The following is a 17,195-nucleotide window of genomic DNA, read 5'->3' as shown; positions in this document are numbered from 1 at the left end:
GGGTGGCCACCTTCCCCCTCCGCCCGCTCGTCCTCACCGTCGCGACGGCCCTGATGGCTCCCGCCCTCCTGGTCGCCGGCACCGCCCCGGCGCCGGCCCGCCCCGCCAGGGCCGACGCCCCGCGCCCGGTCGCCTACCGGCAGTGGGACACCGCCGCGGAGCTGGCGACCGGGACGTTCTCCGGTGCCACGTCGCGCGCCGGGAAGCTGCGGCTGGCCACCCCCCGGGCGACCACGCGGATCGGCCGGACGTCGTACGACGTGGGCAGCTGGACCTCCCCGGCGGTCAGCCCCGGGTTCGCGCTCACCGAGCTGGTGCCGTCGTGGACGGCGACGACCCCCGAGGGCACCCTCGTGCAGGTCGACGTGCGCGGCGTCAGCGAGGCCGGCACCCGCAGCAGCTGGGACACCCTGGGCCGCTGGGCGAGCGGGGACGCGTCGTTCCGGCGCACCAGCCTGGGCGCGCAGACCGACGACCTCGCCCGGGTCAGCACCGACACCTGGATCGCGACCTACGGCGGCTTCCGGTCCTGGCAGCTGCGGGTCCGGCTGCTCCGCAGGGCCGGCACCGTGCTGAGCCCGCTGGTCGGCACCGTCGGCGCGGTCGTCTCGGACCTTCCGCACGTCGACCGGGTCAGCACCTCGGCCCCGGGGGTCGCCCGCGGGGTCGTGCTCGACGTGCCGCGCTTCTCGCAGATGGTGCACGCCGGGGAGTACCCGCAGTACGGCGGCGGCGGCGAGGCCTGGTGCTCGCCGACCTCCACCTCGATGGTGCTGGCCTACTACCGCAGGCTGCCGGCCGCCGCGTCGTACGCCTGGGTGCGGACGTCGTACGTCGACCGGGCGGTCGACCACGCGGCGCGGATGACGTTCGACCACGGCTACGACGGCACCGGCAACTGGCCGTTCAACACCGCCTACGCCGCGAGCCGCACCGGGCACGCGTTCGTGACCCGGTTCGCGTCCCTGCGCGGGGTCGAGCAGATGGTCAAGGCCGGGATCCCGGTCGTCACCTCGATCACCTTCGGGCGCGGGGCGCTCTCCGGGGCTCCGATCAGCGCCAGCAACGGCCACCTCGTGGTGGTCGTCGGCTTCACCAGCGGCGGCGACGTGGTGGTCAACGACCCGGCGTCGCGGACCCGCAGCGGGGTGCGCCGCACCTACGACCGCGGCCAGTTCGAGAACGCCTGGCTGCAGCGCTACCCGAGCGGCGGCGGGATGCGCGGCTCGGGTGGCCTGGCCTACGTGATCCGGGACGCCGCCCACCCGCTGCCGGCCCGCACCGCCGGGGCGCCCTGGTGACGCTGACCGCCGTGGCCGCCCGGCACGTCACGTTCACCGCCTGGCGCGGGCCCGCCGGCCTGGCCGCGGGCAGCCACCTCGGCACGGTCGTCGAGGACGGCCGGCTGGCCTGGGGCGCCGCGGCCGGGACCTTCACCTACGCCGACCCCTACGGCGCCGAGCCGCCCGCCCCGGTCGGCTACGAGTGGGCCGCCTGGGTGTCCCCGGAGGTCGAGTGCGACTTCGGGGCGACCGAGCTGGTGCCGTCCTGGAACGCGGAGACGCCCGGGGACTCCTGGCTGCTGGTCGAGGCCCGCACGGCCACCGGCCACGACGCCGCCGGGCGCCGCTGGACCCGCTGGTTCAGCCTGGCGCTGTGGGCCGACTCCGACCGCGAGATCCACCCCACCTCCGTGCCTGGCCAGGCCGAGGAGGCCGCCCGCGTGGAGACCGACGTGCTGGCCGCCGACGGGTTCACCGCCTTCCAGCTGCGGGTCTCGCTGGCCCGCCGGCCCGGCAGCACGGCCCGGCCCACCGTCCGGATGGTCGGCGCGATGGCCTCCCGGGTGCCCGAGGACGCCCCCGAGGACGTCTCCCCCGGCGGCCTGGCGTGGGGCGTGGAGCTGCCGGTGCCGCCGTACTCCCAGCAGCTGCACCGCGGCGAGTACCTCCACTGGGACCGCGGCGGCCAGAGCTGGTGCTCGCCGACCTCGATGTCGATGCTGCTGGCCTTCCACGACCGGCTGCCCGAGCCCAGCGACTACGCCTGGGTCGAGCCGCTGATCCCGGACCCGTTCGTCGTGCAGGCCGCCCGGCACGTGTTCGACTACGCCTACGAGGGCGCCGGCAACTGGTCGTTCAACACCGCCTACGCCGGCCGGCACGGCGCCGACGCCTTCGTCACCCGGCTGCGCTCGCTCACCGAGGCCGAGAGGTTCATCGCCGCCGGGGTGCCGCTGGCCGCCACCGTGTCGTTCACCCGCGAGACGCTGCCCTGCGCCGGGTACGCCACCGAGGGGCACCTGCTGACGATCATCGGCTTCGACGAGGTCGGCGACGTGATCTGCAACGACCCGGCGTCGCACATCCTCCCCAGCAACGACGAGGTCCGGGTGGTCTTCGACCGGGGCCGCTTCGAACGCGCCTGGCTGGGCTCGTCCGGCGGGGTGGTGTACGTCGTGCACACGGACGCCGTACCCCTGCCTGCGCCGGCGGACCCGGCCGAGCCCAACTGGTGAGGGCCTAGCCGGCCGAGAACTTCACGCTGTGCCAGCCGGTCGCGCCGTTCGGGACCACGTCGGCGCGGGCCGCGGTCTGGGTGTAGCCGGACCGGTCGGTGGCCCGCACCGCGAGCGTGTGCTGCCCCTGCGGTACGTCGACCGTGCCGGACCACTGCACCCAGGTGTCGTTCCCGGGGACCCGGCCCAGCTCGGCCTCCTGCCACGCGGAGCCGTCCAGGCGGAACTCCACCTTCTCGATGCCGGTGTGCTGCGCCCAGGCGTGCCCACCGACGCCGACCGACCCGGAGGGCACCGAGGCGCCGTCGCGGGGCACCTCGACGCGGGACTCGGTCTTCACCGGGCCCTTCTCGGACCAGCCGCGGTCGGTCCAGTAGGCCGTGAAGTCGGCGAACCGGGTGACCTCGAGGTCCACCAGCCACTTGGTCGCGGACACGTAGCCGTACAGCCCGGGCACGATCATCCGGACCGGGAAGCCGTGCTCGACCGGCAGCGGCTCGCCGTTCATGGCCACCGCGAGCAGGGCGTTGCGGTCGTCGGTGAGCGCCTCGACCGGCGTGCCGCAGGTCCAGCCGTCCTGGGAGGTCTGCTTGACCGCGTCGGCGCCGGGCTGCACGCCGGCCTCCCGGAGCAGGTCCGCGATCCGCACGCCGCTCCACCAGGCGTTGCCGATCAGCTCGCCGCCGACCGGGTTGGACACGCAGCAGATCGTCACCCAGTCCTGGGTCATCTGCCGGGCGACGAGCTGGGCGTAGGTGAGCTCGATCTCCCGGTCGACGAGACCGTGGATCCGGAGCTTCCACCCGTCGGGGTCGACGGCGGGCACGACCAGCGCGGTGTCGATCCGGTAGAAGTCGTCGTTCGGCACCCGCCAGGGCGTCAGGCCCTTCGGTGCACCGGTCTCGGCGCCCGCCGGGACGGTCCCGGCGGTGACCGGCAGCCGGAGCAGCCGGCGCGAGGTCTCGACGGCCCGGCGGCCCTGGCCGACCACCCGGCCGCCGACGCCGACCACCACCGCGGCGACGGCGACCCCGCCCGCGGCGAGCAGGAACTTGCGGCGGGAGGCCTCCACGGTGGGGTGCGGGGTGGCGGCGCCGGTCAGGTAGTCCAGGAGCACCGCCCACACCAGCACCCCGACCGCGAGCGGCAGCAGGCTGAGCGGGGTGAAGTCCGGACGGCTCATCGCGGCGGCCAGCGAGACCGCGGCCATCGCCCAGAAGACCAGGTGCCCGTAGAGGTTGCGGCGCGCGGTCAGCAGGCCGGCGACCGCGCCGAGCAGCACGATCGCGATCGTCACCCCGGCCACCAGGATCGGCTTGTCGTTGCGGCCGACGACCGAGATCAGCGACTCCACGACCGGGCCCGGGGTCTTGGCGATCACCACCTCGGCTACCACCTCGACCGGTGTGGCCCGGCCGTTGAGCAGGTGGGTGACCACCTGGCTCGCCGCGACGCCGGCGAGTCCGGTCACCGCGCCGGCGAGCGCGAGCCGGAGGCGGGGTGCGGAGGTCATGTCTCCATGTTCGCCCACGGACCCTGAACGGATGGGCGGCGGCACCCGGCGGACCGGTTGCGGCATGATCGCCGGGTGAGCCTCCCCCCGCACCGGCATCGGCACCGACGTGCACGCCCTGGCCGACGGCGTGCCGCTGCACGTGGCCGGCCTGCACTTCCCCGACGAGCCCCGGGGTCTCGCGGGCCACTCGGACGGCGATGTCGCGGCGCACGCCTGCTGCGACGCGCTGTTCTCCGCCGCGGGGCTCGGCGACCTGGGCAGCAACTTCGGCACCTCGGAGCCGGCGTGGGCCGGTGCCAGCGGCGTACGCCTGCTCGCCGAGGCGGCCCGCCGGGTCCGCGAGGCCGGTTTCGAGATCGGCAACGTCGCGGTCCAGGTGATCGGCGACCGCCCGAAGATCGGTCCCCGTCGGGCCGAGGCGCAGGCCGCGCTGTCGGAGGCCGCCGGCGCCCCGGTGACGGTCACCGCGACCACCACCGACGGCCTGGGCCTGACCGGTCGCGGCGAGGGCGTCGCCGCCATCGCCACCGCCCTCGTCGTCCCGCTCCCGCACCCCCCGGGCTCCCGCGACCCCGGCTAGCCGTCGGCGGGCGCTGTCGGCGGGGCGGGTCAGGCGAGGGAGAGCGCGAAGCGGTGCGCGACGGTCGCGCGGTACCGCCGGGCGATCGCCTCCGCGACCATCGGGTGGTCCCCGAGCACGTCGGCGACCGTGGTCAGCCCCAGCGAGCGGGCGTCCTCGCGGGCCCTGCCGTGCAGCTCGCCCGGCCCGATCAGGTACGGCGCCACGGCCGGCGGCGCGACGCCGAGCCGGCCGAAGGCGTCGACCACCTCCGACATCCGCTCGCCCCGCCCGGTCAGGTGCGCCGCGCGGACCGGGCCCCGCCAGATCTCCTCGAGCAGCCGGGCGGCGCGCGCGGTGTCGCCCTGCGCGCAGGGGTCCGGCGAGCCGGCCGCGACCAGCACCACCGGCTGTCCGGGCCGGGCCCCGGCGGCCACCAGCCGCACGCCGAGCACCTCCGCGAGCAGCCGGTCCGGGCCGAGCGGCTCGGCGACCAGGCACCCGTTGGTCGCGTCCGGGCGGGCCGTCGGCCCGTGCGCCAGCAGCAGCGGCACCACGACCGCGGAGCCCTGCACGCCGGCGAGCACCTCGCCCAGCGAGGGCCGCTGCACCTCGACGTACGCGGTGCGCACCGGGACGTCCGGCAGCCGGTAGCGCACCCGTGCGACGAGCGCCTCGAGCGTCCGCGCGCCGGCGGGATGACGGGTGCCGTGCGCGAGCGCGACGAGCGGGGTCGTCACGGGCTGGTCCGCGGGCCGACGTGCACGACCCCGTCGACGACCCGCACGGCGTACGACGGGACGCTGACCGACGCGTCGTCGAGGCAGCGTCCCGTGCGCAGGTCGAACGCCTGCCGGGCGGTGGTCGAGGCGACGAACGGGACGTCCCCTCGCGTGCCGCGGATGCCCCGGCCGAGCGTGCTCAGCCGGGTGTACGGGTCGTGGTTGCCGATCGCGTAGACGTCCCCCCTCGGGGGTGGCGAACACCGCGATCGCGTGCCCGCGCACCAGCGCGGTGACGCCCCGGTCCAGGGGCAGCTTGTCGACCTCGCAGATCGGCGTCCACACGTCCCCCGCGGTGGGCGCGCTCATGGCGTGCCCGGCCCGTCGTGCCCTGCTCTGCCCATCCGCCGTCCTTCCCGAAGGCTCCGAACGTACGGACCGGATGTTGTCGCCGCGTGTGGCCGTTGTTACGGCCGTGAAAACCTCGGGTCACCCGGTCTGGCAGGCTCGGGCCCATGTCCGCACCTCCGGCACCGCGCGTCGCGGTCGTCCTCGTCGCCGCCGGCTCCGGAAGCCGGGTCGGCGGAGGCACCAACAAGGTGCTCCTGCCGCTGCTCGGCGTGCCGGTGCTGGCCTGGTCGCTGCGCACCGCCGCCTCCCTGGAGTACGTCGACCAGGTCGTCGTCGTGGCCAGGGAGGCCGACCTGGCCGCGGTGCACGCCCTCGTGGAGCGGCACCTGCCGGTGGGCCGGGAGGCGGCCGTGGTCACCGGCGGCCCGACCCGGCACGCGTCGGAGTGGCGCGGGCTCTCGGTCCTGCGGCCCCGGATCGAGGCCGGTGACGTCGACGTCGTCGCGGTGCACGACGGGGCCCGGCCGCTGGCGGACGCGGAGCTGTTCGGGGCGGTCTGCCGGGCGGCGCACGAGCACGGCGGCGCCCTCCCGGTGCGGCCGCAGCCGGGCCTGGTGACCGCGGACGGCCGCCGCCACGTGACCGGGCTCGTCGGCGTGCAGACCCCGCAGGCGTTCCGCGCCGGGCCGCTGCTCGAGGCCTACCGGCGAGCGGAGGACGACGGCTTCACCGGCACGGACACGGCGTCCTGCGTCGCGACGTACACCGACCTGCCGGTGCGCGCGGTGCCCGGGACGGCCACCAACCTGAAGGTGACCTTCGCCGAGGACCTGGCCCTGGCCGAGCGCCTCCTCCGATAGTCCGTGACGCACTTGTCGTCACGGAGGCCCTCGGGCAGCAAGAACGTCACGGACTATCGGCCAGTGCCTCCACGAGCCGCAGGTCGGACTCGTCGCTGACCCGGCGGCCCTCGGGGGGTGCCTCCAGCAGCAGCACCTCGTGGTCCGCGCGCAGGGCCGCGACCAGGTCCGCGAGGTCGTCGGCGGCCGGCAGCGCCTCGAGGGCCGCGACCACGGAGGCGGGCAGCACCACGGGTGAGGTGACCGCGAGCAGCCCGGCCCGGTCGACGGTCTCGCCGAGCAGGTCGCCCTCGAGCCGCTTGACCGTGTCGGTGACCGGGCGGGACCCGGCGACCACGGTGTCGCCGTCGGTCGCCACCTCGACGGCCCGGGCGATGAACGCCGCGGGGGTGCCGGGGCAGAGCGGGTCGTGCAGCACCAGCGCGGTCGCCCGCTCCTTCCACGTCGGCCCAGGTGGCGGTGAAGTCCAGCATCTCGACGCCGGCCTCGTCCAGGGACCAGGTGGCCACCGCGACCAGCGACTCACCGTGCAGCAGCGCGTAGGGCAGTGACCCGCGCCCCTCGACCGGCACCCAGCCGGCCGCCGCCCGCTCCTCGTCCTCGTCGTCCCACATGGGTCAAGACAAGCAGAAGCCCCCAGCGCGAGCGCTGGGGGCTTCCGGGTGGTGCAGGTGTGTCAGGACGCGAGCACGTCGTCGAGGAGGGCCTCGGCCTTGTCCTCGTTGGTGTGCTCGGCGAGTGCCAGCTCGGAGACGAGGATCTGGCGCGCCTTCGCCAGCATCCGCTTCTCACCGGCAGAGAGGCCACGGTCACGCTCGCGGCGCCACAGGTCGCGCACGACCTCGGCCACCTTCATCACGTCACCGGAGTGCAGCTTCTCGAGGTTCGCCTTGTACCGGCGGGACCAGTTCGTGGGCTCCTCGGTGTGCGCTGCGCGCAGCACGTCGAAGACCCGATCCAGACCCTCCTTGTCCACCACGTCGCGGACCCCGACCAGGTCCAGGTTGCAGGCGGGGACTCGAACGACCAGATCCTGCTGGGCGACGATGCGGAGTACGAGGTACTCCCTGTCCTCACCCTTGATCTGTCGCGTCTCGATGTCCTCGATGATCGCAGCGCCGTGATTTGGGTAAACAACCGTTTCGCCGACGGTAAATGTCATGTGCCAAGTACCCCTTCCTAGGTGACTAGGATAACACGTCCTCCTCCCGACCGAACTCGCGTTTGCGCAGGTCAGAGGCCAAATCCGGGCTTGACAGATCGCAGATTCATATGCGTCCGGGGGCCGGTGAAGCGGCTCCGGCACCCCTCGCCGGGTGGAAATCCGCCGGTGCGTGGGGTTCCTGGTCGATACTGCGACCCATGAGGTTCCGCAAGCAGCGAGGCCCCGCGCTCTCGCTCGCGCTGGCATGCCACCCCGTCCCCACGGCCGCGATGACGGTCGCGGTGACGGGCGCCGCCGCGCTGTCCGGCCGCAGCGGCCCCGAGTGCCTCCTGGTGGCCGCCGCGGTGCTCACCGGCCAGCTCACGATCGGCTGGATCAACGACGTCGTCGACCGGGAGCGCGACCGCCGCGTGGGCCGCCCCGACAAGCCGGTCGCCCTGGGGTGGGTCGAGCCGGGCACGGTGACCTTCGCGGTGGCCGTGGCGGTCCTGCTGGTCATCCCGCTCTCGCTGTCCAACGGCACCGCCGCCGGCCTCGCGCACCTCGCCGCGGTGCTCGCCGCCTGGCTGTACGACCTCTACCTCAAGCAGACCGTGCTCTCCTGGCTGCCGTTCGCGGTCGGCTTCGGGCTGGTCCCCGCCTTCTTGTCGTACGGCGGTCTCGGCGGCGGCCTGCACGGCGCACCGCCGACGCTGACGATGACCGCGCTCGCCGCGCTCCTCGGCGTCGGCCTGCACTTCCTCGCCGCGCTGCCGGACCTCGTGGAGGACAACGAGACCGGGGTGCGGAACCTCCCGCTGCGGATCGCGCTGCGCACCGGGGCGCCGCGGCTGCTGTGGATCTCGACCGCGTACACCGCCGTGGTGGCGGTCGCGATCGTGATCGCGGCCCTGACCGTCGGGCTGCGTCGGTGAGCACTAGACTCTGCGACGTCGTGCAGCCGTGAGAGGAAACCGATCCGTGAACGTTCGTCGCAGCATCGCCGCCGCAGTCGTGGTCCTCGCGGTGCCCGCCCTCTCCTCCTGCGGGGTCAGCTTCGGCGCCCAGACCGACCAGGTCTACAACCCGTCGGTCGGCGTCGACGACCGCAGCGGCGACGTGGACGTGCTGAACGCGCTGATCGTCTCGGGCACGAACGGCAGCGGCACGGTCGTCGCCACGCTGGTCGACAACGACCAGCAGAACGCCGACACCCTCAAGGGCGTGGCCGGTGCGGGCGCCGACGCGTCCGCCACCGTCAAGGTCACCGGCGACACCACGATCCCCGCCGGCGGGGTGCTCAACCTGGCCGACGGCAGCGGCATCTCCATCAGAGGCAAGCGTGTCGTGCCCGGCAACTTCGTCACGCTCACGTTCTCCTTCGACCGCGCCGAGGCGATCACCCTCGGCGTCCCGGTGGTCAGCGCCTCCAACCCGGACTACGCCGGCGTCAAGGTCCCGCCCGCCTCCTGATCCGGGCTGGGGCATACCCGAGGTATCCCACGTTCTTACGGTTCACCCCGTTTCGCCCCATCTGGTGCGGGCACTCCGAACATGGTCGCCGGCGACGGGTCGGCGCCGCAACGGAGGGAACCACCGCACATGAAGAGAGCTCTCGGGGGACGCATCGGTCGTCCTCTCACCCTGGTCGTCGCCCTGCTGTCCCTGACCCTGGCGCTCGGCACCCCGGTCGCGGCGAACGCCGCCGTCCGCACCCCCTCGCACACCGTCGCCAAGAGCGCCGCCGGCAGCATGAAGTCCTACGTCACCGGCACCGCTTCGCACGGCCGCACGGTCGTCGGCTCGTTCACGCCGTCGAAGTTCGTGCAGAAGAACGGCAAGCTCGCCGCGGTCGGCAAGCTCGACGTGGTCACCCGCGGCCCGGGCAAGGACCTGCACCGCGTGAAGTCCGGCGTCACGATGTACCTCAAGAAGGCCAGCGTCGCGCAGACCGGCACCTTCGGCTCCGGCGCCAAGGCCCCGGGTGCCGCCCGGACCGCCGCTCTCGGCTCGTGCGACGTGCTGAACCTGGTGCTCGGCCCGCTGGACCTGAACCTGCTCGGCCTCGAGGTGCACCTCAAGCAGGTCGTCCTCGACGTCGTCGCGGTCGCCGGTGCCGGCGCGCTGCTCGGCAACCTGCTCTGCGCCGTCGCCGGCCTGCTCGACGGTGTCGGTGTCCTCGCCCAGGTCTCCGACCTGCTCAACCAGATCCTGGCCGTGCTCAAGGCCTGACCTGCTGGGCTGCACGACCCACGACGACGGGTGCCGGACCTCGCGAGGTCCGGCACCCGCCGTACGTTCTCGCGGCCGTGCGCCTCGCACTAGGGTGGCCGCCATGACGAGTGCGCCGTACACCCTGGTCCTGCTCCGCCACGGCGAGAGCGAGTGGAACGCCAAGAACCTGTTCACCGGCTGGGTGGACGTGGCGCTCAGCGACAAGGGACGCGAGGAGGCCGCCCACGGCGGCCGGCTGATCGCCGACGCGGACGTGCTGCCCGACGTGCTGCACACCTCGGTCCTGCGGCGCGCGATCACCACCGCGCACCTCGCGCTGGACGCCTGCGACCGGCACTGGATCCCGGTCCGTCGCTCGTGGCGGCTCAACGAGCGGCACTACGGCGCCCTGCAGGGCAAGGACAAGAAGGCCACCCTCGCGGAGTACGGCGAGGAGCAGTTCATGCTCTGGCGCCGCTCCTACGACACCCCGCCGCCGGCGATCGCCGACGACGACCCGTGGGCCCAGACGGGTGCGCCGGCCTACGCCGAGCTCGCCGACGAGGTGCTGCCGCGCACCGAGTGCCTGGCCGACGTGGTGACCCGGATGCTGCCCTACTGGTACGACGCGATCGTGCCCGACCTGCGCACCGGCCGGACCGTCTGCGTCGCCGCGCACGGCAACTCGCTGCGGGCGCTGGTCAAGCACCTCGACGGGATGTCCGAGGAGGCCGTCGTCGGGCTGAACATCCCGACCGGGATCCCGCTGGTCTACCGGCTCGACGAGCACCTGCGCCCGACGGTGCGCGGCGGGGAGTACCTCGACCCCGCCGCCGCCGCGGACGCCATCGCCGCGGTCGCCAACCAGGGCCGCTGACCGTCCGGCCCGGTCAGGGCACCAGGCGGGAGGCGAGGAAGCGGCGCACCCGCCGCTCGTCGCCGGCCAGCAGGACGTCGGCCGTGTCCACGTCGACGCGGCCCCACAGCAGCCGGTAGAGCACCGCGGCGGTGCCCTCGACCCGGTCCTCGACGGCCGGCGGGTGGGAGGAGCGCCGGTGCTCGACCGTCGGCGGGAGCGACGGCACCACCTCGCTCGTCGTCCCCACAGCCTGGGCGGGCACCAGCGGCGTCGCGGCCGGCCGGGGGTGCGGCGCGACCACCCAGCTGTCCCCGGTGTCGGTCGCGGTGACCGCCAGCGGACGGTCGAGCGCGGCGGGCCGGCCGCGCTGGTGCATGCGGTGCAGGAACACCCCGAGCACCTCGTCGACGCCGTCGCGTCCGACGGCCGGCTCGATCTCGGTCTCCCGGTGCAGCGTCCGGTCCAGGTCGACCTGGTGGACGGTCGTCTCGTGCAGCTGGCGCCGCGGCCAGAACCGCTTCGTGCCGCTGCCGAACGCGAAGTTCCAGCACGGGGCGTCCGGGTCCGCGCCGCGCAGCACCTCGTAGAGGTCCTCGGCCTTGCCGGCGTACCAGCTGCTCACCGCGCGGGGGGCGCGACGAGGACGGCCGGTCGTTCTGCTCGGCGGCCGCGCGGCCGGTCTCCACGATGGTGGCCGCCCAGGCGTGCACGTTGCCGACGTGCACCACGAGGTCGAGCACCGACCAGCCGGGGCAGCCCGGGACGGGCGCGCGCAGGTCGGACCAGGCCACGGCCACCGCGAGACGCTCGGCGGCCGCGGCGTACTCCTCGGTGAAGTCGACCGTGGTCGACAGCCGGACGGCCGCGTTCACGTCGCCATCATGGCACCGCCACCCGCGCCCGCGCGGGCGTTCCCGCCGGAGCGGCCTAGAGGTGGTCGACGGTGGTGACGGTCTCGCCGGTGACCAGGTAGACCACCCGCCGGGCCAGGGACACGGCGTGGTCGGCGATCCGCTCGTAGTAGCGGCCGAGCAGGGCGATGTCGACGGCCGGCTCCACGCCGTGCGGCCAGGAGTCGTCGAGCATCAGCCGGAACGAGGAGCGACGCAGCTGGTCCATCTCCTCGTCGTCCTCCTCGAGCTGGCGGGCGCCCTCGACGTCGCGCTCGGCGATGATGCCGGCGACCGTGTCGACCATCTTCTCCGCGACCGTGGCCATCCGCTCGATGGTGGGCACGATCTCGGCGGGCACGGCCACCTGGGGCACCCGCAGCCGGGCGACCTTGGCGACGTGCACCGAGAGGTCACCCATCCGCTCGAGGTCGGCGACCATCCGCAGCGCCGCGACCAGCATGCGCAGGTCGCTGGCGACCGGCTGCTGGAGGGCGAGGAGCTCGAAGGAGCGTTCCTCGACCCGCTCGCGGGCGGCGTCGATCGCGGCGTCGTCGGAGATGACCTTCTCGGCGATCTCGGCGTCCGCGGTCAGCAGGGCCTGGGTGGCCAGCGACACGGCGACCTTCACCACGTGGGTCATGTCGACGAGCTCGTCGACGATGGAGTCGAGCTGGTCGAAGTAGGCATTGCGCATGACGTGAACGGTAGAAGACGCAGGTGAAGCCCGGGCGACCCGGACACGACGAGGCGTGAACGCCAGGTGAACAGTCGGAGAAAGCGCAGGTCAGGGACCCTCTCCTCGACGAACGCCCGGCGACGGGGGCCGTACGATCGTGGCGTGGACCAGACGACGCAGGCGCTGCTCTTCGCGCTGCTCGGCGCGATCCTCGGCGCCGGCGTGGTCCTCGCCTGGCGGGTGAGCGAGGTGCAGATGCACGAGCGCACGCAGGCCGAGGAGCCCGTCGTACCCCCGGGCATCGCCACCGTGCTGTCGGTGCTCCGCTCCAGCGCCCTGGTCGTCGACGAGAAGGACGAGGTGCTCAAGGCCTCCGCGCCGGCGTACGCGCTCGGCCTGGTGCGCGGCACCGAGGTCGCGGTGGAGGAGCTCGCCGACCTGGTCCGGCAGGTGCGCCGCGACGGGCAGATCCGCGAGACCGAGCTGGTGATGTCCCGCGGCCGCGCGGTCGCCCCGCTGCACGTGACCGCCCGGGTGGCGCCGCTGAGCAGCCGGCTGGTGCTGGCGCTCGTCGAGGACCGGACCCGCGAGCGGCGCGTCGAGGCGATCCGCCGGGACTTCGTCGCCAACGTCTCCCACGAGCTCAAGACCCCGGTCGGTGCGCTGAACCTGCTCGCCGAGGCGGTGCAGGAGGCCGCCGACGACCCGGAGGCGGTGATCCGGTTCTCCGGGCGGATGCAGACCGAGAGCGCCCGGCTGACCCGGCTGGTCCAGCAGATCATCGAGCTGTCCCGGCTGCAGGGCGACGACCCGCTCCTCGAGCCGCAGGTCGTCGACGTGGACGCGGTGGTGAACCGGTCGATCGACCAGAGCATCATCGACGCCCAGTCGAAGCGGATCTCGGTGACGCGGGACGGCGAGCGTGGCCTGCAGATCCTCGGCAACGGCGACGAGATCGCGCTGGCGCTCGGCAACCTGGTCGCCAACGCGGTGGCCTACTCCCCCCGGGAGCAGCCGGGTGGTGGTGTCGGCCCGCACCGACGAGATGATGGTCGACCTCTCCGTCACCGACCAGGGCATCGGCATCCCGGCCTCGGAGATCGACCGGATCTTCGAGCGGTTCTACCGCGTCGACCCGGCCCGGCACCGTTCCACCGGTGGCACCGGCCTGGGCCTGTCCATCGTCAAGCACGTCGCCGCCTCGCACGGCGGCGAGGTGCGCGTCTGGTCCGTCGAGGGCCAGGGCTCCACCTTCACCCTCTCCCTTCCCCGCCGGGCGTCCGAGCCCGCGCCGGGTACGTCGACCACCCCGTCGTCGACCGCCAGCCCCCAGGAGGCAACGCCGTGACCCGTGTACTCGTCGTCGAGGACGAGGAGAGCTACAGCGACGCGCTCGCCTACATGCTCCGCAAGGAAGGGTTCGACGTCTCGGTGGCCAACACCGGCCCGGACGCCCTCGTGGAGTTCGACAAGACCGGCGCCGACATCGTGCTCCTCGACCTGATGCTCCCGGGCCTGCCCGGCACCGAGGTCTGCCGGCAGATCCGGCTGACCTCGACCGTGCCGATCATCATGGTCAGCGCCAAGGACGCGGAGGTGGACAAGGTCGTCGGCCTCGAGCTCGGCGCCGACGACTACGTCACCAAGCCGTACTCCCCCCGCGAGCTGGTCGCCCGGATCCGGGCGGTGCTGCGCCGCGGCAACGAGGTCGAGCTGACGCCGGCCACCCTCGAGGCCGGCCCGGTCCGGATGGACGTGGAGCGGCACGTGGTGACGGTGAACGGCGGCGACACCAAGCTGCCGCTCAAGGAGTTCGAGCTGCTCGAGATGTTCCTGCGCAACCCCGGCCGGGTGCTCACCCGCGGCCAGCTGATCGACCGGGTGTGGGGCTCGGACTACGTCGGGGACACCAAGACCCTCGACGTGCACGTCAAGCGGCTGCGCGCCAAGATCGAGCCCGACCCGGCGACGCCGAGCTACCTCGTCACCGTGCGCGGCCTCGGCTACAAGCTCGAGGCCTGACGGGGTGGTCGGGAGCGTCGGCGCCCGGCACTAGCGTGGGCGCCATGACCGCGCCACGCACCAGCACGCTCCCCCTCGTCGCCGTCGGCATCACGCTGGTGCTGTGGTCCTCGGCGTTCGTGGCGATCCGGCACCTGGGCGCGACCTTCTCGCCCGGCGCGCTGTCCCTGGGCCGGCTGCTGGTCGGCTCGGTGGCCCTCGGGGTGGTGCTCACCACGCGGGGCTGGACCACGCCGAACCGGCACGAGTGGCCGCGCCTGGTCGCGATCGGGGTGCTGTGGTTCGGTCTCTACAACGTCGCGCTGAACGCCGGCGAACGCCGCGTGGACGCCGGCACCGCGGCGATGCTCATCCAGCTCTCGCCCGTCCTGGTCGCCGTGCTCGCCGCGGTGTTCCTGAAGGAGCGGGCCACCCCGGCGCTCGGCGTCGGGCTGCTGGTGGCGTTCGCCGGGGTCGTGCTGATCGCCACCTCGACGGGCGGGGACGGGCACCGGGACCCGGTCGGCGTGCTGCTGTGCCTGGTCTCCGCCGCGGCGTACGCCGTGAGCCTGATCCTGCAGAAGCCGCTGGTCGCGCGGCTGCCGGCCATCGAGGTCACCTGGGTCGCGTGCACGGTGGGGGCGGTCGCCTGCCTGCCGTTCGCCGGGGACCTGGTGCGCGACGCCGGCGCCGCGAGCGCCGCCGACCTGGGCTGGGTGGTGTTCCTCGGCGTCTTCCCCACGGCGATCGCGTTCTCGACGTACGCCTTCGCGCTCTCCCACATGAGCGCCGGCAACCTCAGCGTGACGACGTACCTGGTCCCGCCGATCACCGTGCTGCTCAGCTGGCTGCTGCTGTCCGAGGCGCCGCCGGCGATGGCGTACGTCGGTGGGGTGCTCGCCCTGGTCGGGGTCGCGCTGGCCCGGCGCCGGCCGCGGTCCCGCGTCCCCGCCTGACCCGACGTCGGACGCGTGTCAGGGACCCTGGGTCAGGTCCGGTCGCCGTGGTCGGAGCGGGCGGCCTGCGCGGCGCGGTCGCGGTCGCCCTTCTCGAGCCAGCCGCGGAACGCCTCGAGGTTGCGGGTGGACTCACCGCGGCTCTTGCGCCACTCCCACTCCTTGCGGATCGAGGTGGCGAAGCCGAGCTCGAGGATGGTGTTGAAGGACTCGTCGGCGTAGGTCAGCACCGCGCCGAGCAGCCGGTCGACCTCGTCGGGGGTGACCGCGCTCAGCGGCAGCCGGCCGTCGAGGTAGATGTCGCCGATCGCGTCCACGGCGAACGAGACCCCGAACATCTTCAGGTTCCGCTCCAGCAGCCAGCGGTAGACCCGCTCGTGGTTCTCGTCGGGCTGGCGGGCCACGAAGGCGTGCACCCCGAACGCGTGCTCCCCGACGTCGAGGCGGCACGGCGTGGACAGCTTCTTCTCGCCGGGCAGCTCGACGGTGAAGACCCCGTCGGAGACCTCCTTCCAGGTCAGGTCGGAGTCCGCCAGCGTCGCCCGCAGGGTCTCCAGCGCCTGCTGCCTCACACGCGGCCGCCGGCCAGGTCGTCGCGCATCGAGCGGGCGGCGGCCCGGTAGACCTCCAGGGTGCGGTCGGCGGTCCGCTCCCAGGCGAAGCTCGCGGCCTGTGCCACCGCCCCGCGGGAGAGCACCGCGCGCAGGTCGGGCGCGGCGACGATCCGCTCCATGGCCCGGGCGTAGTCGGCCGGGTCGTGGCCCTCGACGAGCAGGCCGGAGACGCCGTCGCGCACCACGGTGGTCAGCCCGCCCACGGCGGCGGCCACGACGGGGGTGCCGGCGGCCTGGGCCTCGACGGCGACCAGCCCGAAGGACTCGTTGTAGGACGGCACGCAGACCAGGGTGGCCGCGGCGTACCAGTCGGCCAGCACGGTCTGGGCGACCGGCGGCACGAAGCGCACCACGTCGGCGACGCCGAGCGAGTCGGCGAGCTGGGCCAGCGACTCGGGGTGCTCGAGGCCGGAGCCCGAGGGCCCGCCGACCACGGGTACGACGAGCCGGGACCGCAGCGACGGGTCGCGGTCGAGCAGGGCACGCACGGCGTGCAGCAGCACGTCCGGGGCCTTGAGGGGCTGGATGCGCCCGGCGAACATCAGCACCACGGCGTCCTGGGGCAGTCCGAGCCGCGAGCGGGCCGACGAGGACGGCCGGAACACGTCGAGGTCCACCCCGGGGTGCACCACCTCGACGCGGGCGGGGTCGGCGTCGTAGAGCTCGAGCAGCTGCTTGGCCTCGATGTCGGTGTTCGCGATCAGCATGTCGGCGGCCTCGACCACCTGCTCCTCGCCGATCACCCGGGCGGCCGGCTCGGGGCTGTCCCCGGCGGCCAGCGAGGCGTTCTTCACCTTGGCCATCGTGTGCATGGAGTGCACCAGCGGCACGCTCCACCGGTCGCGCACCAGGGCACCGACCTGGCCGGAGAGCCAGTAGTGCGAGTGCACGACGTCGTACCAGCCCTGGTCGTGCCGGGCCTCGGCCCGCAGCACCTCGCGGGCGAACACGCACAGCTGACCGGGCAGCTCGCCCTTCGTCAGGCCCTCGAACGGACCCGCGTGCACGTGGTGCACGGTGACGCCGGGGAACGCCTCGACGGTCGGCGGCAGCGCGGAGGAGGTGGCCCGGGTGTAGATCTCGACGGCGACGTCCCGGGCGGCGAGCCGGCGGGCCAGCTCGACGACGTACACGTTCATGCCGCCCGCGTCCCCGGTCCCCGGCTGGTCCAGCGGGGACGTGTGGACGCTGATCATCGCCACCCGCCCGTGCCCGTTGCCGGCACGCGGCGCGGGATGCGGGGTCGGGGAGTGCAGTTCGGGACTCACGTCGGGCATACCTCCATGTCCCCAAACCCGGCCACCGTCACACG

General features: G+C 73.9%; 19 protein-coding genes and 1 pseudogene. 11 read left to right on the top strand and 9 right to left on the bottom strand.

Going from position 1 to position 17,195, the window contains the following annotated elements; genetic code table 11:
* The first annotated feature begins 2 nt into the window (after positions 1–2).
* Positions 3–1,301, top strand: a complete 1,299-nt coding sequence (locus tag KRR39_RS22985; RefSeq protein ID WP_216939673.1) for a C39 family peptidase — start codon at positions 3–5, stop codon at positions 1,299–1,301.
* On the top strand, positions 1,298–2,518 hold the full coding sequence (locus KRR39_RS22980) for a C39 family peptidase (RefSeq protein WP_216939672.1): 1,221 nt from the start codon (positions 1,298–1,300) through the stop codon (positions 2,516–2,518). Before KRR39_RS22985 ends, KRR39_RS22980 begins: the two co-directional genes overlap by 4 nt.
* A gap of 4 nt (positions 2,519–2,522) precedes the next feature.
* Here KRR39_RS22980 and KRR39_RS22975 read toward each other — a convergent pair whose 3' ends face one another.
* Positions 2,523–4,031, bottom strand: a complete 1,509-nt coding sequence (locus KRR39_RS22975; RefSeq protein ID WP_216939671.1) for a molybdopterin-dependent oxidoreductase — start codon at positions 4,029–4,031, stop codon at positions 2,523–2,525.
* A gap of 97 nt (positions 4,032–4,128) precedes the next feature.
* Between KRR39_RS22975 and ispF the strand changes: the two genes are divergently transcribed.
* Positions 4,129–4,614 (top strand): 2-C-methyl-D-erythritol 2,4-cyclodiphosphate synthase, encoded by a 486-nt coding sequence (gene ispF / locus KRR39_RS22970; RefSeq protein WP_216942950.1) that lies wholly within the window; start codon positions 4,129–4,131, stop codon positions 4,612–4,614.
* 29 nt (positions 4,615–4,643) lie between these two features.
* Here the strand turns inward: ispF and KRR39_RS22965 are convergent, their stop codons facing one another.
* Together KRR39_RS22965 and KRR39_RS26415 are read right to left on the bottom strand one after the other, a co-directional pair.
* Positions 4,644–5,333: a sirohydrochlorin chelatase gene (locus tag KRR39_RS22965; RefSeq protein WP_216939670.1), complete on the bottom strand. Its 690-nt coding sequence runs from the start codon at positions 5,331–5,333 to the stop codon at positions 4,644–4,646.
* Positions 5,330–5,518, bottom strand: a complete 189-nt coding sequence (locus tag KRR39_RS26415) for a nitrite reductase (NAD(P)H) small subunit (protein ID WP_367303767.1) — start codon at positions 5,516–5,518, stop codon at positions 5,330–5,332. Before KRR39_RS26415 ends, KRR39_RS22965 begins: the two co-directional genes overlap by 4 nt.
* Before the next feature lie 312 nt (positions 5,519–5,830).
* Between KRR39_RS26415 and KRR39_RS22955 the strand changes: the two genes are divergently transcribed.
* Entirely contained in the window at positions 5,831–6,526 is a 696-nt protein-coding gene (locus tag KRR39_RS22955) for an IspD/TarI family cytidylyltransferase (protein WP_216939669.1), read from the top strand.
* Positions 6,527–6,572: 46 nt separating this feature from the next.
* Here KRR39_RS22955 and KRR39_RS22950 read toward each other — a convergent pair whose 3' ends face one another.
* Together KRR39_RS22950 and KRR39_RS22945 are read right to left on the bottom strand one after the other, a co-directional pair.
* Positions 6,573–6,944 (bottom strand): 2-C-methyl-D-erythritol 4-phosphate cytidylyltransferase, encoded by a 372-nt coding sequence (locus KRR39_RS22950; RefSeq protein WP_254185360.1) that lies wholly within the window; start codon positions 6,942–6,944, stop codon positions 6,573–6,575.
* Between the two features lie 258 nt (positions 6,945–7,202).
* Complete coding sequence (locus KRR39_RS22945; RefSeq protein ID WP_216939668.1) at positions 7,203–7,688, bottom strand: CarD family transcriptional regulator; 486 nt, start codon at positions 7,686–7,688, stop codon at positions 7,203–7,205.
* Positions 7,689–7,888: 200 nt separating this feature from the next.
* Between KRR39_RS22945 and KRR39_RS22940 the strand changes: the two genes are divergently transcribed.
* The 4 genes from KRR39_RS22940 to KRR39_RS22925 all read left to right on the top strand — a co-directional run bounded on the left by KRR39_RS22940 (position 7,889) and on the right by KRR39_RS22925 (position 10,761).
* Positions 7,889–8,605 (top strand): UbiA family prenyltransferase, encoded by a 717-nt coding sequence (locus KRR39_RS22940; protein WP_216939667.1) that lies wholly within the window; start codon positions 7,889–7,891, stop codon positions 8,603–8,605.
* A 46-nt stretch (positions 8,606–8,651) separates the two neighbouring features.
* Positions 8,652–9,143, top strand: a complete 492-nt coding sequence (locus KRR39_RS22935; RefSeq protein ID WP_216939666.1) for a hypothetical protein — start codon at positions 8,652–8,654, stop codon at positions 9,141–9,143.
* 129 nt (positions 9,144–9,272) lie between these two features.
* The gene (locus KRR39_RS22930) at positions 9,273–9,902 is read left to right on the top strand and encodes a hypothetical protein (protein ID WP_216939665.1); all 630 of its coding nucleotides are present in this window, start codon (positions 9,273–9,275) and stop codon (positions 9,900–9,902) included.
* A 103-nt stretch (positions 9,903–10,005) separates the two neighbouring features.
* Positions 10,006–10,761, top strand: coding sequence for a phosphoglyceromutase (locus KRR39_RS22925; RefSeq protein WP_216939664.1), 756 nt, complete (start codon positions 10,006–10,008; stop codon positions 10,759–10,761).
* Here the strand turns inward: KRR39_RS22925 and KRR39_RS25390 are convergent.
* Both KRR39_RS25390 and phoU read right to left on the bottom strand, forming a co-directional pair.
* Positions 10,656–11,534, bottom strand: a complete 879-nt coding sequence (locus KRR39_RS25390) for a maleylpyruvate isomerase N-terminal domain-containing protein (RefSeq protein WP_367303766.1) — start codon at positions 11,532–11,534, stop codon at positions 10,656–10,658. The two genes, KRR39_RS22925 and KRR39_RS25390, sit on opposite strands and share 106 nt — an antisense overlap.
* 136 nt (positions 11,535–11,670) lie before the next feature.
* A complete protein-coding gene (gene phoU / locus KRR39_RS22915; protein ID WP_216939663.1) occupies positions 11,671–12,330 on the bottom strand; it encodes a phosphate signaling complex protein PhoU in 660 nt (219 codons plus the stop codon).
* A gap of 237 nt (positions 12,331–12,567) precedes the next feature.
* On the opposite strand from phoU, the pseudogene KRR39_RS26410 reads away from it, so the two are divergent.
* From KRR39_RS26410 to KRR39_RS22900, 3 genes and pseudogenes are all read left to right on the top strand, one after another.
* Positions 12,568–13,053: pseudogene (locus KRR39_RS26410) on the top strand (histidine kinase dimerization/phospho-acceptor domain-containing protein); the annotation flags it as partial.
* Between the two features lie 603 nt (positions 13,054–13,656).
* Positions 13,657–14,334: a winged helix-turn-helix domain-containing protein gene (locus tag KRR39_RS22905; RefSeq protein WP_216939662.1), complete on the top strand. Its 678-nt coding sequence runs from the start codon at positions 13,657–13,659 to the stop codon at positions 14,332–14,334.
* A 44-nt stretch (positions 14,335–14,378) separates the two neighbouring features.
* A complete protein-coding gene (locus tag KRR39_RS22900) occupies positions 14,379–15,269 on the top strand; it encodes a DMT family transporter (protein WP_216939661.1) in 891 nt (296 codons plus the stop codon).
* Positions 15,270–15,301: 32 nt separating this feature from the next.
* Here KRR39_RS22900 and KRR39_RS22895 read toward each other — a convergent pair whose 3' ends face one another.
* Both KRR39_RS22895 and mshA read right to left on the bottom strand, forming a co-directional pair.
* Positions 15,302–15,841: a type III secretion system chaperone family protein gene (locus KRR39_RS22895; RefSeq protein WP_216939660.1), complete on the bottom strand. Its 540-nt coding sequence runs from the start codon at positions 15,839–15,841 to the stop codon at positions 15,302–15,304.
* Entirely contained in the window at positions 15,838–17,151 is a 1,314-nt protein-coding gene (gene mshA, locus KRR39_RS22890; protein ID WP_436972013.1) for a D-inositol-3-phosphate glycosyltransferase, read from the bottom strand. The genes KRR39_RS22895 and mshA overlap by 4 nt, the downstream gene beginning before the upstream one ends.
* Positions 17,152–17,195: the final 44 nt, after the last annotated feature.

The organism is Nocardioides panacis (assembly GCF_019039255.1).
GTDB classification, from domain to species: domain Bacteria; phylum Actinomycetota; class Actinomycetes; order Propionibacteriales; family Nocardioidaceae; genus Nocardioides_B; species Nocardioides_B panacis.
This window is presented reverse-complemented; position numbering and strand designations above follow the sequence as displayed.

Coding starts and splice junctions, on each gene's coding strand:
- phoU (WP_216939663.1), bottom strand. CDS start 12,330: ATGCGCAATGCCTACTTCGACCAGCTCGACTCCATCGTCGACGAGCTC.
- KRR39_RS22925 (WP_216939664.1), top strand. CDS start 10,006: ATGACGAGTGCGCCGTACACCCTGGTCCTGCTCCGCCACGGCGAGAGC.
- KRR39_RS22900 (WP_216939661.1), top strand. CDS start 14,379: ATGACCGCGCCACGCACCAGCACGCTCCCCCTCGTCGCCGTCGGCATC.
- KRR39_RS22945 (WP_216939668.1), bottom strand. CDS start 7,688: ATGACATTTACCGTCGGCGAAACGGTTGTTTACCCAAATCACGGCGCT.
- KRR39_RS22930 (WP_216939665.1), top strand. CDS start 9,273: ATGAAGAGAGCTCTCGGGGGACGCATCGGTCGTCCTCTCACCCTGGTC.
- KRR39_RS22940 (WP_216939667.1), top strand. CDS start 7,889: ATGAGGTTCCGCAAGCAGCGAGGCCCCGCGCTCTCGCTCGCGCTGGCA.
- KRR39_RS22975 (WP_216939671.1), bottom strand. CDS start 4,031: ATGACCTCCGCACCCCGCCTCCGGCTCGCGCTCGCCGGCGCGGTGACC.
- KRR39_RS22955 (WP_216939669.1), top strand. CDS start 5,831: ATGTCCGCACCTCCGGCACCGCGCGTCGCGGTCGTCCTCGTCGCCGCC.